Origin of the sequence: Snodgrassella gandavensis (assembly GCF_914768025.1) — a bacterium.
In the GTDB taxonomy this organism is placed as follows: domain Bacteria; phylum Pseudomonadota; class Gammaproteobacteria; order Burkholderiales; family Neisseriaceae; genus Snodgrassella; species Snodgrassella gandavensis.
On sequence record NZ_CAJZCE010000018.1, the window covers coordinates 1 to 15,473 of the forward strand.

At 47.1% G+C, this 15,473-nt stretch carries 12 protein-coding genes and 2 tRNA genes; 4 read left to right on the forward strand and 10 right to left on the reverse strand.

Annotated elements, in window-relative coordinates:
* Nucleotides 1-436 precede the first annotated feature (436 nt).
* Nucleotides 437-1,477, forward strand: a complete 1,041-nt coding sequence (locus MJ764_RS10485) for a zinc-dependent alcohol dehydrogenase family protein (protein ID WP_239326805.1) — start codon at nt 437-439, stop codon at nt 1,475-1,477.
* A gap of 90 nt (nt 1,478-1,567) precedes the next feature.
* Here the strand turns inward: MJ764_RS10485 and MJ764_RS10490 are convergent, their stop codons facing one another.
* The 10 genes from MJ764_RS10490 to tsaB all read right to left on the reverse strand — a co-directional run bounded on the left by MJ764_RS10490 (nt 1,568) and on the right by tsaB (nt 10,558).
* Nucleotides 1,568-2,575, reverse strand: a complete 1,008-nt coding sequence (locus MJ764_RS10490; protein WP_239326807.1) for an aldo/keto reductase — start codon at nt 2,573-2,575, stop codon at nt 1,568-1,570.
* Nucleotides 2,576-2,772: 197 nt separating this feature from the next.
* Nucleotides 2,773-3,744, reverse strand: coding sequence for a LysR family transcriptional regulator (locus MJ764_RS10495; protein WP_239326809.1), 972 nt, complete (start codon nt 3,742-3,744; stop codon nt 2,773-2,775).
* 343 nt (nt 3,745-4,087) lie between these two features.
* Nucleotides 4,088-4,888, reverse strand: coding sequence for an ABC transporter permease (locus MJ764_RS10500; RefSeq protein ID WP_239326811.1), 801 nt, complete (start codon nt 4,886-4,888; stop codon nt 4,088-4,090).
* A 3-nt stretch (nt 4,889-4,891) separates the two neighbouring features.
* Entirely contained in the window at nt 4,892-5,830 is a 939-nt protein-coding gene (locus MJ764_RS10505) for an ABC transporter ATP-binding protein (protein WP_239326813.1), read from the reverse strand.
* Nucleotides 5,831-6,255: 425 nt separating this feature from the next.
* Nucleotides 6,256-6,332, reverse strand: a tRNA-Asp gene (locus tag MJ764_RS10510).
* A gap of 32 nt (nt 6,333-6,364) precedes the next feature.
* Nucleotides 6,365-6,440: transfer RNA gene (locus MJ764_RS10515), tRNA-Val, on the reverse strand.
* Between the two features lie 65 nt (nt 6,441-6,505).
* Nucleotides 6,506-8,479: a monovalent cation:proton antiporter family protein gene (locus MJ764_RS10520; RefSeq protein ID WP_239326867.1), complete on the reverse strand. Its 1,974-nt coding sequence runs from the start codon at nt 8,477-8,479 to the stop codon at nt 6,506-6,508.
* Nucleotides 8,480-8,580: 101 nt separating this feature from the next.
* Complete coding sequence (locus MJ764_RS10525; RefSeq protein ID WP_239326815.1) at nt 8,581-9,453, reverse strand: uracil-DNA glycosylase; 873 nt, start codon at nt 9,451-9,453, stop codon at nt 8,581-8,583.
* Nucleotides 9,447-9,878: a ribosomal protein S18-alanine N-acetyltransferase gene (gene rimI / locus MJ764_RS10530; RefSeq protein WP_239326817.1), complete on the reverse strand. Its 432-nt coding sequence runs from the start codon at nt 9,876-9,878 to the stop codon at nt 9,447-9,449. Before rimI ends, MJ764_RS10525 begins: the two co-directional genes overlap by 7 nt.
* Nucleotides 9,875-10,558 (reverse strand): tRNA (adenosine(37)-N6)-threonylcarbamoyltransferase complex dimerization subunit type 1 TsaB, encoded by a 684-nt coding sequence (gene tsaB / locus MJ764_RS10535; RefSeq protein WP_239326819.1) that lies wholly within the window; start codon nt 10,556-10,558, stop codon nt 9,875-9,877. The genes rimI and tsaB overlap by 4 nt, the downstream gene beginning before the upstream one ends.
* A gap of 436 nt (nt 10,559-10,994) precedes the next feature.
* Here tsaB and gluQRS point away from each other — a divergent pair, with 436 nt between their 5' ends.
* From gluQRS to MJ764_RS10550, 3 genes are read left to right on the forward strand one after another with little or no spacing between them, the layout of a single operon-like run.
* The gene (gluQRS, locus tag MJ764_RS10540; RefSeq protein ID WP_239326869.1) at nt 10,995-11,891 is read left to right on the forward strand and encodes a tRNA glutamyl-Q(34) synthetase GluQRS; all 897 of its coding nucleotides are present in this window, start codon (nt 10,995-10,997) and stop codon (nt 11,889-11,891) included.
* A 48-nt stretch (nt 11,892-11,939) separates the two neighbouring features.
* Nucleotides 11,940-13,640 carry a thiol reductant ABC exporter subunit CydD gene (gene cydD / locus MJ764_RS10545; RefSeq protein WP_239326821.1) on the forward strand — a complete coding sequence of 567 codons (1,701 nt, stop codon included), beginning with the start codon at nt 11,940-11,942 and terminating at the stop codon, nt 13,638-13,640.
* Complete coding sequence (locus tag MJ764_RS10550) at nt 13,637-15,289, forward strand: amino acid ABC transporter ATP-binding/permease protein (protein ID WP_239326823.1); 1,653 nt, start codon at nt 13,637-13,639, stop codon at nt 15,287-15,289. Before cydD ends, MJ764_RS10550 begins: the two co-directional genes overlap by 4 nt.
* The last annotated feature ends 184 nt before the right edge of the window (nt 15,290-15,473 follow it).

Genomic DNA, 15,473 nt, shown 5'->3' on the forward strand with positions numbered 1-15,473 from the left:
TAAAATAGATACGATCTGATGTTCAGTCATCTTTTTCATGTTTAAATCCTCTGTTGGTTAATGAAGAGAATTTTCTACTTCGGAGCTGTACTATTTTAGGGGGTAGTTACACCTGATATCCCGGTTAAAGCTTAGTCCGCCAATAAAATATCTTTTACATATCTCATTTTGATTTGCAGTGATAGCGTTGTTGCTCTATCCGTGCCCGCTATACGCCTATTTGTCAATTTCGTGCCGTTAAGACTATTCACCGTTGAAAAATAAAGCAGTAGCAGATGCCATAGTTAAGAATTCAGTTTTGAAACCGATTAAGCCACGGTCTGGAACATGATAATCTAAATGTATCTGTTCTTTATTAGCTGGCATGGTATGATGATTTAACTGCACTAAACTAATGGTAAAGATGATTTAATTCAACAGTTAAGGATAAGTAACCATGAAAGTAGCAGTATTTGTTGCGCCCGGTAAAGTAGCCATACGGGAAATGGACAAACCTGTTATCCAGAAACCCACCGATGCCATTATCCGTATTGTCCGTGCCTGTGTTTGTGGTTCGGATTTATGGTGGTTTCGCGGTATCAGCCAGCGTGAAGCTGAAAGCACTGTCGGGCATGAAGCGATTGGGGTGGTCGAAGCTGTAGGCAGTGCAGTGACCCACATCCAGAACGGTGATTTTGTTATCGTACCCTTTACGCATGGTTGTGGACATTGTGCTGTCTGCGAGGCCGGTTTTGATGGTAATTGCCAGAATCAGGAACAGGGTGGTAATGGCGGCTATCAAGGTGAGTATCTGCGCTTTAGCAATGCAGACTGGGCACTGGTTAAGATTCCCGGCCAGCCACAGGATTATTCTGATGATGTTCTGAATTCATTGCTTACATTAGCCGATGTCATGGCTACGGGCTACCATGCAGCGGCCAGTGCTGAAGTTAAACGGGGTGATACTGTAGTGGTGATGGGCGATGGTGCAGTTGGCTTGTGCGGTGTTATTGCAGCGAAACTGCGCGGTGCAGAACGCATTATTGCCATGAGCAGGCATCCGGACAGGGCACAACTGGCACAGGAATTCGGTGCCACCGATATCGTGCCGGAACGGGGTGATGAAGCAGTTGAAAAAGTATTGTCGCTGACCAGTCAGGCTGGGGCTGATGCCATACTGGAATGCGTAGGTAGCGAGCAATCTTTACAAACGGCCATCGCAGTAGCGCGAGCGGGGGCTATTGTTGGTTGTGTAGGAGTACCACAGCAGACTGAAATCAAAATTGGCGATATTTTCTGGCGTAATATAGGCTTGCGTGGCGGTATTGCCAGTGTGACTACTTATGATAAAAACCTGTTATTGCAGGCAGTTTTGAATGAGGAAATTCAGCCGGGGAAAGTCTTTACTCAGCGCTTTGATTTAACCAATATTCAGGCTGCCTATGATGCAATGGATCAGCGTAAAGCCATTAAGTCTTTACTGATTATCAGCCATTAAAAACACATATTCCCCGCTGGCACAGGGAATGGCTTAGCGGGGAGTATGTACTTGCTCAGTAAATGCTGCAAACACTGTTATCCAACTAAATCAGACTATACCTTTCATCCCCTCTGGTAAATAACGTTCACCCTGGATATCAATGTGGTATTTCAAATCATTCAACGTCTGCATATCGGCTGCTTCCAGTTGTAAAAAGCTGGCCTGATTATTTTCGTGCAGATATTTTTCGTTTTTGGTACCCGGAATCGGTACAATATGCGCCCATTGTGCCAGCAGCCATGCCAGTGCAATCTGCCCCATAGTACAGTTGTATTTGGCAGTCATGGGTTTTAATGCCTGTAACAGGCGTTTATTGTGTTCCAGATTGCTGTCCTGAAAGCGCGGATTGGTACGGCGAAAATCATTTTCAGCCAAATCTTCCTTGCCCTGAATCCGGCCGGTGAGAAAACCGCGTCCCAGCGGAGAGTAGGGCACCAAGCCGATATTTAATTTTTTCAGCAGGGGTAGTAATTCATCTTCAATATTGCGGGTCCATAGCGAATACTCTGTCTGCACAACTTCGACTGGATAAACTGCACAGGCACGCTGCAAAACCGGAGCGGACACTTCACACAAACCAATATGAGCAATCTTGCCAGCCTCTACCAGCTCGGCCAGAGCCTGCATGGTATCCTCAATTGCTGCATCCGGATCAATGCGGTGAATATAAAATAAATCAATTTGCTCAATACCCAGTCTGGCCAGAGAATCATCACAGCACTGTTTAATGTATTCAGGGCGATTATTGATATTGCGGTTATAGCCGGCGGTATTACTTCTATCAATACCGCATTTGGTGGCGATGGTGAGTTGCGCTCGAGCTGAATCAGGCAGCGTTTTCAGCACAGAACCAATCAGCTTTTCATTTTCACCACGACCATACATATCAGCTGTATCAAGTAGAGTAACACCACTGTCGATAACTTTATGTAAGATTGTGCGTGCATGTGCTGTATCTACCTCACCATAGAATTCACTCAAGCCCATAGCGCCATAGCCAATGGCTGATACAGTGAGATGCTGACCAAGTTTGCGTTGTGGTAAAGAAAGAGTCATTATTTATTATCCTGTCAGAATTAGTTATGCCAAAATTGTTTAGTAAATATTGCATATATTTATTTAAAGTCAGGCAAATGCTTTATTGCTGGTACTGATAGTAAATAATTAAACTTGAGAATAGAAATACAAAATCATTGATATGAAAAACGTATCAATCTATTGTATCTTTTTTAGGATGGCAGGATACAAAGTCTCTATACGGATACAGAAGCTGTATTGTGAAGCTTAAAGTACCCAATCATCTCATTGATTATGGTGTTTTCCGCCGCCGACTTATGCCAGAGCAGATGCATATCCATAGATAGCTGCTGCTCATGTTTTGCAGTCAGCCTTTTATACACCACTCCTTGCATCTGTGCCTGCGTCATTGAGGCTGGCAGCAACAGCATACCTCTGCCCATAGCTATTTCCATCAGCATAGTTAAGAAGTTAGGTAGTTTCTGCTGCAAAGTCAGCGGGGTTGGTAATTGGCTGATTATCTTTTGCAGCCGGTCATACAACGCCGGATTCTGATAACGTTTGCACCAGTACAGAGGCAAATCCACCACTGTATTCAAATCTACTTTTTCCTGTGCGCAGGCCGGATGATTCTCCGGCAAAGCCAGTAGCATGGTTTCCTGATAGACCAATAAACTATTGGCCTGATGACTATTGTGCTTATAATCAGAAATAATCACCAAATCAATATTGCTTTTATTGAATTCAGCCAGCAGCTCTTTGGAAGAATAGTTTTGCTGCCACAGGTTGATATGTTGCTGGAAGCGGCTGATAAATTCATTGAAGAGCGGAACAAAATTAAACCCCAGAATTTTAGTAATACCAATGGTTATCCGTTCAGCAGAGTGATGATTAACATTGCTTATTGCCAGCGATAAACCTTCTAGCCAGCTTCTGGCCTTATCCTGAAACTGTTTACCCTGTGCAGTAAGCACGACATAGCGGGTATTACGCACGAACAGTGTGGTTTGCAGTTTCTCTTCCAGTGCCTTGATTTGCATGGATAGCGGTGGCTGACTTATCCCCAGCCTGCTGGCAGCCTTGCGAAAATTGCCTTCTTCACACACTGCCAGAAAATATTGCAACTGCTTAATCGTGGGCAGATGCCGGCTGTAAATAGCCGAATTATCCAGCTTATGTTCCGGTTGAACCGGTAGGTGATTACACATATTTCTCCTGCTTGATCAGCTTATGCCAGTTTAGTGGCTACCAAATAAACCGTTTTGCAAGGCAAAAGTATTTATATTTATGCAGACAGAGGCAGCTTTAAATTAAATATTATGAGCTATTTTCATTAATATTATGCAGTTTATAAGCTACCCGAGTAATTTTCAATGGTAATAGTCTTTGCGTCTGTGATTAGGCTGGAGCAAAGATAGTTGAAATTTGTGTGAACAAATTTATTAATATTAGTATAAAAGGCCAGATTGAAAAAAGGTGATTTGGGTGTTAATTATTTTCCAAACAATTTTTTAGAATCTGGCCTGTTATATGGCTTCAGTAAAGTCACTGTTAATTGGCTAGTGAGATATCACGCCGTCTGAATACCAGTGTAGCTATCAGGAAGAAAATGCATGCATAGACAATATTGGCCAGTAAGGCGATATAGAATTCATTCTGAATAGGGTTTTCGATTGCATCTTTCATTAAATAAATTAAATAGCTATTTACATTTAACGGGCATAATTTATATAACCATCCGTCTGTTGGTAGGTCAAGATAAATTAAATTGATTATCGCCCACAGAGCAGCGGCAAAGAAATAATACACAATGCTGCAACCAGTAACGAAAGCAGGGCTGCTGGTCAGGGAAGAAAGCATTAGTGCAAATGCAGTAAAAAATACTGTAACCGCTAATATGCATAAGGTATATATATTAATATATTTTATTATTACACTAAATTCTGGTAATTGGTGTAGTGTTATCAAATGTAATATTAAGGAGATAATTACAAATACAAGCAAAACCACTGGCATTAGTATTGTTAATGCTCCGATTTTTGCCAGTAATATCTTGTAACGTTGATAAGGACGTGTGAGGATAAATTTAATTGTACCTCTGGATATTTCTGTACTCAGAATATTGGAAGCATAAATAATGGCGATAAAATTGATAAAACAGTAGCAAATAGTTATGCCATAAAAAAATGCCTTATTACAATTTGAAGCTGAAAGTGAGTCCGTTGTTTTCGAAAATATAGAACCCATTGTGCTAAAATAGATGATTAATACAATTAATAATATTAAAGGTATGATAATCGCGCTGCGAACGTTGCGAAGATATTTACGCCATTCATTAATCAGTAATTTCATTGGTTAACCCTTTTTTTGATTATCGCTGTTAATGGAATTAAGGAATGAGTCTTCCAGAGAGTAATGTGTTAGTTTTAAGCCGATTAAGGGTATATTGTTTTCAAGCAGCAGTTTGGCAATTTCCGCACGTGGGTCGTGATCATTCTGGTTAATTGCGATTTCAAGGCTATTGAGCTGGTTGGTAACCTGATATCCCTTTTGTTGTAATATTTTTTCTGCCACTAATATATCTCCGCCCACTTCTACGTGAACAATATTATTGGATTTACCGAGGAAATCAGTCATTGTGCCTGCGTATATTTGTCTGCCACGGTTAACAATAAAGATATCGTTAACAATTTCCTGTAGCTCGGCGAGAAGATGGCTGGAAATAATGATGCTGTTGCCATTGCGGACAAAATTTTTCATCAAGTTGCGGAAGTCTTTCATTCCCTCAGGGTCGAGGCCATTCATGGGCTCATCCAGAATTAATACTTTGGGCTGATGGATGGTAGCGTTTGCTACGCCCAATCTTTGCCGCATGCCCAAGGAATAACCTTTAACTTTTTGCTGCTCAGCCCCTTTGAGACCGGTAGAGGCTAAGGATTGTATTATTTCGTTTTTGCTGATTGACTGGCGGCTCATATCAGCAAATACCTGTAGATTATTAAAACCAGACATATAATTATAAAATTCAGGGTTTTCAATTATGGTACCCAGATTGAATGCAGCTTGCTCGTAGTCTTGCTGAATATCATGGCCACAGATTTTAATCTCTCCTGAAGTGGGAAACATTAAACCTGTGAGCATTTTCAGCATGGTGGTTTTGCCGGCACCATTGGGGCCGATGAAACCCATAATTCGGCCGGGTGCAATTTTGAATGAAATGTTATCCAAAATTTGCCGGCCTTTGATTTTTTTGGAAACATTTTTTACTTCAATCAGATAATCGGTATTTCCCACGATAAACCTTTCTCATTTTGTGGTTTGATGTAAATCGTTCAGTTGTTGTGTGATTGAATGCATGCCTACTTCTGAATAGAAAAAAGGAAGGATGTTTTTCCTATTAATAATACGATGAATAATAGTATATTAAACATAATTTAACAATTATACAGGGCAATTGTTTATGCAGCATAATCTTGTGTCGGGGGTGATGCTGGTATTGGTTAGTTCAGGTTGAGCATTCTGAATAGATAATCCTGTTGTGATAGGTAATCTGTATTGTCTGTGTAATTGTGCTGTAACTGAACAAGGAAGATAAATATTTGAGACGGGTTTTTGCTGTTGACAGGTTTGAATGCTTTAGCTGCAATAGCTGATTTGAAATGCTTGGTTTGGGCTGATAATAAAAAAGCACAGCAGAAGCTGTGCTTTTTTATATTTTTTGGCGCGGCGGACGGGGCTCGAACCCGCGACCCCCGGCGTGACAGGCCGGTACTCTAACCAACTGAGCTACCACCGCGCATATTTTATGCTATGCATAAAACAGAAAACTGGTGGGTGATGACGGAGTCGAACCGCCGACATTCTGCTTGTAAGGCAGACGCTCTACCAACTGAGCTAATCACCCGTGCTTGGGAAAGTCGGTATTAAACCAGATATGCTGCCTGATGGCAAGTGCTGATTGTGAAAAAATTAGCTTGTTCCCTGTAGTGACCAGTTTTCAAAGAGAATTACTTTGTCTCTGAGGCCGAGTACCACCAGTGTGTCTGAGGCTTTGAAGCGGAAATCTGGATCAAACTCGCGTAGCTGGTGAGCGTTGCGGCGTACGGAGAGCAGTTTTATGTTCAGTTTGTCCAGTGGCAGGTCGCTGATGCTTTTGCCTACTAGAAAGGCATCCGGTGGCAGGGTGAAAGCCTGACGGAAGTAATGAACGCTTTCATCGGAAATTTCGTCATCACTGCCGGCAAACAGGCCTTCGAGTGCCTGATAGCGGTCTTGACGAATACGCTGCATGATTTGATAGACTTCATCAAATGGTTTGCCTGAGCTTAATAGTGCTTGGCTGGCTAGTGTAAGGCTGGATTCTTTTTCATCGGAAACGATGTCGTCGGCGCCTATATTGGTGAGGACGGGGATGTTGTCGTCGCTGGTGACGCGCACGATTACTGGCATGGTGGGGGCAATCAGCATGATGTTGCTGAGGATGTGTTTGGCCTCGGTCATGTTGTTAATGGTGATGAGTACGGTGTTGGCACGTTTTAATCCGGCTGCCTGTAATACTTCCTGCCTTTTGGCGTCTCCGAAGGTAACTGGTTCACCGGCTGCCTTGGCGGTAGCCACGCGTTCAGCATCCAGATCGATGGCGTAGTAGGGTGTGTCTTCCTGTTGCAGAACGCGGGCGATACTCTGGCCACAGCGACCGAAGCCGATGATGAGGATATGGTCGGATTTGTTCATGGTGTCAACCAGTATGCTCTGCAAGTCAACTGCTTGTTCGTCCCAACTGCGTTTAACCAGCAGTTTGGCGATTATGTCGGCACTTTTCATGATAAAGGGTGCCAGTATCATGGACAGCAGGATGGCAGCTATGGCTGCCTGCTGCAACTCGAGTGAAATAAGTTTGAGTGCACCGCTAATGGCTAGTATGACGAAACCGAATTCACCGCCCTGTGCCAGATACAGTGCAGTTTTGAGGCTGTCGCCGGTATTTTCTTTCATGTAGCGGCAAATGCCATACAATACCAGTGCTTTGAGGATGACAAGTAATGCACATAGCGCCAGTATCAATAACCAGCTTGACTGCAAAACCTGTATGTTGAGTTTCATGCCGATGGTAATGAAGAAAAAGCCGAGCAGGATGTCACGGAAAGGACGGATGTCGTCTTCTACCTGATAGCGGTATTCTGTTTCTGAAATCAGCATGCCAGCCACGAATGCGCCCAGTGCCAGCGACAGGCCGGCTAGCTGGGTGAGGTAGGCAACGCCCAGTGTAACCAGCAATACGTTAATCATGAATAGTTCGCTGGATTTGGTGCGTGCAATCAGGCGAAACCATATCGGCATGATTTTGCTGCCGACTACCAGCAGCAGGCCAAGTGCCAGTGCCATGGTGAGCAGGGCTTTGCCCATTTGCAGCATCAGTCCGTCACTGCTGTGTGCCAGTGCGGGAAACAGGATCATCAGCGGTACGACGGCAATATCCTGCATCAGCAATACGCCCATAATCATGTGGCCGTAGTGTTGTCCCAGTTCGTTTTTCTCTACCATGATGCGACTGACGATGGCGGTAGACGACATGGTCATGGCGGCGGCAAGGGTAAATGCCCATGTGAGCTGGATGCCCATGACGCCAAGTATGATAAAGAGAGCAGTCAGGGTAAGTGCCACCTGTAATCCGCCCAGCCCGAGTACCAGCCGGCGCATGGCTTTAAGTTTGCCAATGGAAAACTCCAGTCCGATGCTGAACATGAGGAAGGTAATGCCGATTTCGCCGATAAATTCGGTGGCATGATTCTGGTTGATTAAATGCAGCCAGCCCGGGCCGGCAATAAAGCCAACCACAAGATAGCCTAGCATGGCGGGAATGTGCAGACGGCGACAGATGATAGCGGCCAAAACAGCCACCAATAGGATCATCACGACAGGGCCAAGAGAGATATGCATAATATGTTGATTTTATTTATTTAAAATTTTATTATCATATTTTAACATAGAAGCTTTGGCTTGTGCGGACTTATCCTTATTTAAGACTGTTTTTTTGAGGCAGATTAATGTAAATAGTTACGCAATTGTTTCAGTGCCGCCCATGCTGTGGCCTTTAAGTGGCTTTGACGCAATAATCGTGCCGGATGGGGTGATATGACATATGGGATATTGTGCAGGTTCTGCGCCAGTGTATTCTGGTCGAGCTGGGTAAATATTTGACCAAGTAGCAGGACAGCCTGTGGCCTGATGTGCTCGATTTGTGCTCTGAGGTAGGGCAGACAGGCATGCAGGTGTTCGGCGGTGATGCGCAGGCTGATGTTGGGCGCACACTTTACCTGACTGGTATAAAAAACTTCTTCGGCACTGATATTGATGGCGGCCAGCATGTTGTTGAGCAGTTTGCCTACTTCACCACTGAAAAGCTGCTGGCTGCTGTCGTCTGGTGGTGCCGGATTGGAGCTGACTACCAGCAGGCGTGCGTTGACTGCACCGTAGCCGGGCAGAGGGGTGCAGCGTTCCTGATGCAGGTTGCAGCGGGTGCAGGCTATCAGTGCGGTAGGTATGGCCTCAAAGCTGATGTTTAATTCGCCCGCTATGGATTGGTGGCTGCTGCTGTCGATGCTGCTGTCTACTGCTGTTTGTGTCTCTGGTAGGGCGGTAGGAGGACGCTGACTGATAATTTGCTGCAAGGCAGCGCGGTGACGGTTGGTTGGCTGCGGGAACGATCTGTGCGCTGGCTCGGTCTTGGCAGCAGCTATGGCTTGTTGCTCGCCAGTGCTGGAGGGGGTAGGCTGGCGAGTAGGTGCCGTGCTGTTGTCGTCTACTGAGGTATTTTTTTCGGCTGCATCTGGAATGATTAGATGTGCAGCCTGTGATAACCACATGGGCCCCAAGCCCATTGCTTCGTGTAAGTAGAGATAGCGGCTGTCTAGCATAGTTTTTCCATTAGCACGGCATCGTCGCCATTCTGATAATAGTTTCTGCGCAGGCCACAGCGTTTGAAGCCATTGTGTTCATATAACTGTAATGCGCCACCATTACTGGCACGCACTTCGAGCAGTATACGGCTGATGTGTTGCTGCTGTGTCCACTGAAATAAATGTTGAAGTAATTGTTGTGCATAACCTTGTCGTCTGTGTGCCGGATGAGTATTGAGCAGATGGATTTCTGCCTCATCCGGCAGTTTTTGCCAGGCCAGCATGGCGACAATTCCGTGTTCGGGCAAGTCGATTACCCACACAGGCTGCGGTGCATTGATGCTGCCGGTGAGTTGCGCTGCTGACCATGGCGAGGGATTGCATTGTTGTTCCATAGCTTGCAAAGCGGGAATGTCGGCAAGGGTTGCGGCACGGATATTCATGCTGTTTGACCCGCAGCACGTCTGGCTGCCTGTTCGGCAGCTGTTAGCGCAATTTTGTTACGTACGTAATGCAAACTGGCCTGGGCGGCATCAGTAGGGGTATAGCGACCAGATAAGGCCAGTTGGGCATATTCCTGTGCGCCGGGCATAAGATTCTGCCCTGATACTGGTAAGGTGATATCCAGAGCATAGGCATTACCAACGCCGATAGCGCTATGCTGGCCGGCCGGAAATTGGATGCTGTTGGCGGAACCGACTAGATAATCGCTCAAACGTTTGTGATTCTGGGTGTCATACCAGGCAAAGAACAGTTCGTTCATGCGTGCATCGGTTGCGGCCAGTACACACGGTTGGTTGGGTGCCAGCGCAGCGACGGCGTCCAGACAGGGAATGCCAATCAGAGGCAGGTTATTCGGCAGTGCCAGACCGGTAGCCACGCCCAGCCCGATACGTAATCCGGTAAAGGCGCCCGGCCCTTGTGCGTATACTATGGCATCTAGCTGCGCCAGTGTCAGGCTGGCTGTATCGAGTAATTGCTGGATACGCGGTAATATCAATTCGGACTGTTTTGCGCCCACTGCTTCGTAAATGCTGTGGGTATGCCCATTCTGATGGATTCCCAGTGACAGGTAGTTGGTGCTTGTGTCGATAATAAGCAGGCGCGATTCGGTGCTAATCATGGTGTGCCAATATGTTCAGATAGGTTTGATTATACCTTTTTATGACTCTATTTAAATGACTCCACCATTTAAGCTTGTTACATCTATTATGACCGAGGTAGTACTAATGAATACTACTTTGCGGTTAATTTTATAATTAATTGTTTGTACTTGGAAATTTGTTGGTGGGGCGACTGCCGGTTTGCGCTTTTGCGAGGAGATGGTTAAATTATTTATTCTATTTAAATGACCCCACCATTTAAGTCTGTTATATCTATAATGACCGAGGTAGTACTAATAAATACTATTGGGGGTTAATTTTGATAATTGTTTGTTTTATTGCATAGGTTGTTGCTGGGGATGAGTGCCGGTTTGTGCTTTTGCAAGGGGAGTGTTAAGTTATTTATTCTACAGCATATTGGTGTGATATTAAGGATGGATGTTGTCTGTGGCTGAGTTGTATGTGGGGCGCTTTGCTCCCAGTCCTACTGGTTTATTGCATATTGGTTCGCTATTAACAGCGGTAGCTTCGTATCTGGATGCGCGCAGCCGGCATGGCCGCTGGCTGGTGCGTATGGAAGATTTGGATCCGCCCCGGGAAATGCCCGGTGCGTCTACTGCTATTCTGGCCACGCTGGAAGCTTTTGCGCTGCATTGGGATGGTGAGGTGGTGTATCAGAGCAAACGTCATCATTTGTATGCGGCAGCTCTGGCACAGTTGCGTGCACATGAGCTGGTCTATCCGTGTTATTGCAGCCGTAAAACAGTGCAGGCCGAAGCGCAGGGGATGGGTGTGGATGGTGTTATTTACAGTGGGCGTTGTGCTTCACTGGGTGAAAATACACGTTTGTGTATTAATAATAAGACACCGGCTTGGCGCTTGCGGGCTGGGGCTGAGTTAATCAGTTTTCAGGACGCGGTACAGGGCTGGCAGCAGCAGTGTCTGGCCAGTGATGTGGGGGATTTTGTGTTGTTGCGGGCTGATGGTTTCTGGGCCTATCAGTTGGCTGTGGTGGTAGATGATGCTGCGCAGGGCATTAATCATGTGGTGCGCGGACAGGATTTGCTGGTGTCTACGCCACGCCAGATTTATTTACAGCAGTTACTGGGTCTGCCTCAGCCTAACTATGCCCATTTGCCGCTGTTAACCAATGCGCTGGGACAGAAATGGTCGAAACAGACGCAGGCACCAGCGTTGGATCTGCGCAGACGCGAAGCTTTATTGCGGCAGGTTCTGGTTTATCTGGGGCTGCCGCAGGCACCGCAAGTGGATAGTCTGGCTGATTTGCTCAGCTGGGCAGTGCAGTACTGGCAGCTTGGGCGGGTTTTGCCGCAGGCGATTGTGACTGCATAGTTTTGAGCAAGAGATGTTTTGATGGTTTTATGCAAAAGGGGAAGCAGATTGGCTAGACCGAATTTATACGCATCCACGCCACGGTTTTATCTGCGTTTATGGCAAAAGCAGCAAGGTCGTTTGTTCCGGCTGGCATGGGTGCTGATGATTACTGTGGCGATACTGATTATTGTGCAAAGTGCACTTCTGGCCAATCTGTTTGCTCTGTGGCTCAATGGTAAGCAGGTGACCGTGGCATTACGGCAGTTTTTACCCTATCTGCTTGCCTGCTGGTTGCTGCGGCCGTTGTTGAATTATGTCAGGGAGCGGCTGCTGTTGCGTGCCAGTGTATCGATACGGTTGCAGTTGCGCCGCCAGTTATTAAAAGCGCTGGCTTTTCTGGGGCCGGAACGCAGCCAGTATGGTAGTGATGGTGCATTGTCAACGCTGGTGCTGGAACAGGTGGATGCTCTGGATGGCTATTTCAGCCGTTATGTGCTGCAACAGCAGTTGGCGGCATTGATGCCGTTACTAATTGCTGCGGCAACATGTTTTTATAGTCCGTTTGCTGCGGCGCTGTTGCTGTTGACTGCGCCACTGGTGCCGGTTTTTATGATTTTGCTGGGGCAGGCTGCGGCACGTAAAAATCAGGCGCAGTTGTCTGCTCTGGCGGTTTTAAGCGGGCGGTTTCTGGATTTGTTACGCGGTTTGCCGACATTACGCCGTTTAGGGGCGCAGCGACAGGCTCAGCAGGCCATTGATTCGGCTGCTGAGTCTTATCGGGTGCGCACTATGGCAGTGTTACGTCTGGCTTTTCTGTCTACTGCGGTGCTGGAACTGTTTGCAGCGCTGGCGATTGCGCTGGTGGCGGTTTATCTGGGGCTGGGGCTGCTGGGGGTGTTGCCATGGGCTAATGGCCAGATACCGGTACCTTATCAGGGCGCGCTGTTTATTCTATTGCTTGCACCGGAATTTTATGCACCGCTGCGCCAGCTTGGGGCAGATTATCATGATAAGGCCAAGGCAGAGGCGGCGGCAGAAGCATTAATTCCGTTGTATGAGGTGGCAAATAATGTGGCTGCTGTTTCTGCTGGGGTGGATTTCGTGTTACAGGCTCCACCGTGCTTGCGGGCAGAATGTCTAGTGGTGTACGGACGGGATAAGCGTATTCGTGTGCCGCAATTCAGTTTCAGTGTACAAGCCGGCGAACGTGTTCTGCTCAGCGGAGCAAGTGGCAGTGGTAAGTCCAGTCTGTTGCAGGCTTTGCTTGGGTTTGCGCCTTACTCAGGTACTTTGTGGATTAATCAGCATAATTATGCTGATCTGAATCTGCCGCTGTTGCGGCAGTCAGTAGCCTATCTGGCGCAGATTCCGCCGATTCTGCCGTTATCGATTGCGGAAAATCTGCGTCTGGCCAGTGGAGGAGCCACTGATGAACAGTTGCAGCAGGCATTGCAGCAGGTAGGGCTGTGGGAGCTGGTGCAGCGGTTACCTAAACAGATGGCCACGTTACTGGGGGAGCGTGGCCGGGGTTTGTCTGGTGGGCAATTACAGCGGTTGGCACTGGCACAAATGCTGTTGCGCAATGCGCCATTGTGGCTACTGGACGAACCAACTGCTCATCTGGATGCGCAGACTGCGGCGGATATTATGCAGTTGCTGGCGCGCTTGAGTATCGGCAAAACGGTGCTGCTGGTGAGTCATGATGTCAGTTATGCGGGGTGGGTATATAGGGAGATTATGTTGTCTGGCCAGCAGGAGCAATTATGATGAAGCGTTACCATTTGTTGTGGGCGGGGCAGCAGTTAAAATTGTCGAATCTTTTACTGAGCCGCAAGGGCGCCTGGATACTGGCGTGGCTGTTGGGGCAGGCAACGGCTATTGCCAGTATTGCTTTGCTGGCTTTATCCGGCTGGTTTATTACTGCTGCCGGATTGGCCGGGCTACTGAGTCTGGCAACAGCCTATACCTTTAATTATTTTACGCCGGCAGGGATTATCCGTTTGCTGGCCATTGTGCGTACTGCCGGCCGCTATGGTGAGCGTCTGGGGTCGCATGATGCGGTGCTGGGTTTGCTGGCTGATTTGCGCAGTGGCCTGTTTGCCCGTTTGGCAGCAGGTAAGCAGCAATCGGCATCTGTGCGTCAGATGCATCGTTTACTCAGTGATATTGAACTTCTTAATAACTGGCCGCTGAATGTGGTACTGCCATGGCTATGGGCACTAATCATGCTGTTATGCATTCTTGGCCTGACCGCGATTGTGGCCAATGGGTTGCTGGCATTGTATCTGGGCGCTCCCTTATTAGTGGCCACAGTCGTTATTCCCGCCGTGGCTGCTTGGTGCGGACAAAACTGGGGCAGGCAGCAGGCTGCACAGGCTGAGCAGCGACGTGCAGCTTTGCTGCAACCACTAGAGGTGTTAACCGCACTGTTGCAGTGGCAGCAATGGACGCGTTTTGCTACAGCTTTTTTTGCTGAAGACGGGATTTATGTCAGTGGTCAGTTACGCCAGCAGCAGCTGGCAGGTAAGGTAGTGCTGTTACAGCAAGTATGTTTGGCTATAGCGGCGGCAATTCTGTTGTGGCAGGGAAGTGTGCAATTGGGTAATGGCAGCTTATCAATAGCGATGTTATTGGCTTTGTTGCTGGCCGTGTTTGGGTTTGCGGAACTGGTGCTGCTATTGGGTATGAATATGATGACATATGGTTTGTGTCGGGCAGCTTGTGCGCGTCTGAATGCTATTGTGCCAGCTCAGACATTACAGGAAGTCACCAAACCAGCCTTGCCGGTACCATTCCATTTACAGGCGCGAGGGATATGCGCGCGCTGGCCGGGTGCGTTGAATGGTGCTGAAAATATTAGTTTCGAGGTGATTAATGGCGATATTCTGCTGTTACAGGGAGCATCGGGTGCGGGGAAGTCAACGTTATTGGCGGTTTTGGCAGACGAGCTGCAACCTGAAAGTGGTGAGCTGTACTGTAATCAGCAGCCATTTGCGGCTTGGCAGTGGCAGGGGCAGGTAGCCTATCTGGCGCAGCAGCTTGATATATTTGATTTGACTCTGGCTGAAAATCTGCGTTTGGGTAAGGCCGAGGCCACTGATGATGAGCTATGGGCGGTATTAGCCAGTGTTGGACTGGCAGCATGGGCTGAAAATCAGCCTGAAAAGCTGGATACGCCCTTGGGTGAATATGGTGCGGCGGTGTCTGGCGGGCAAGCACGGCGAATTGCACTGGCTCGTCTGCTATTGCGACCTTATGCGCTGATGATTCTGGATGAACCTTTTGCCGGTATTGATGAGCAATCTCAAACGGCACTGGCGGCGATGCTGAAGCGGCATCAGCAGCAAGGGATTCTGATTGTAGCCAGCCATCAGGTTAATCCATGGCCAGATGCGCAGGTGCTGCATGTGGGTTGAAACTAACCCTGACAGACTGTTTAGCTGATTTAATCTTTCTGACAGCCACAATGTGGCTGTTTCTTTTTTTTTTTGAAAAGAGAATATAGTTTGATTTAAATCAAGTTAATTCCGTATGGATAAATATTAAGAAACCCATTGTTTTATAATTTATACTTATATGTATGTAGTATTTATATTGTTA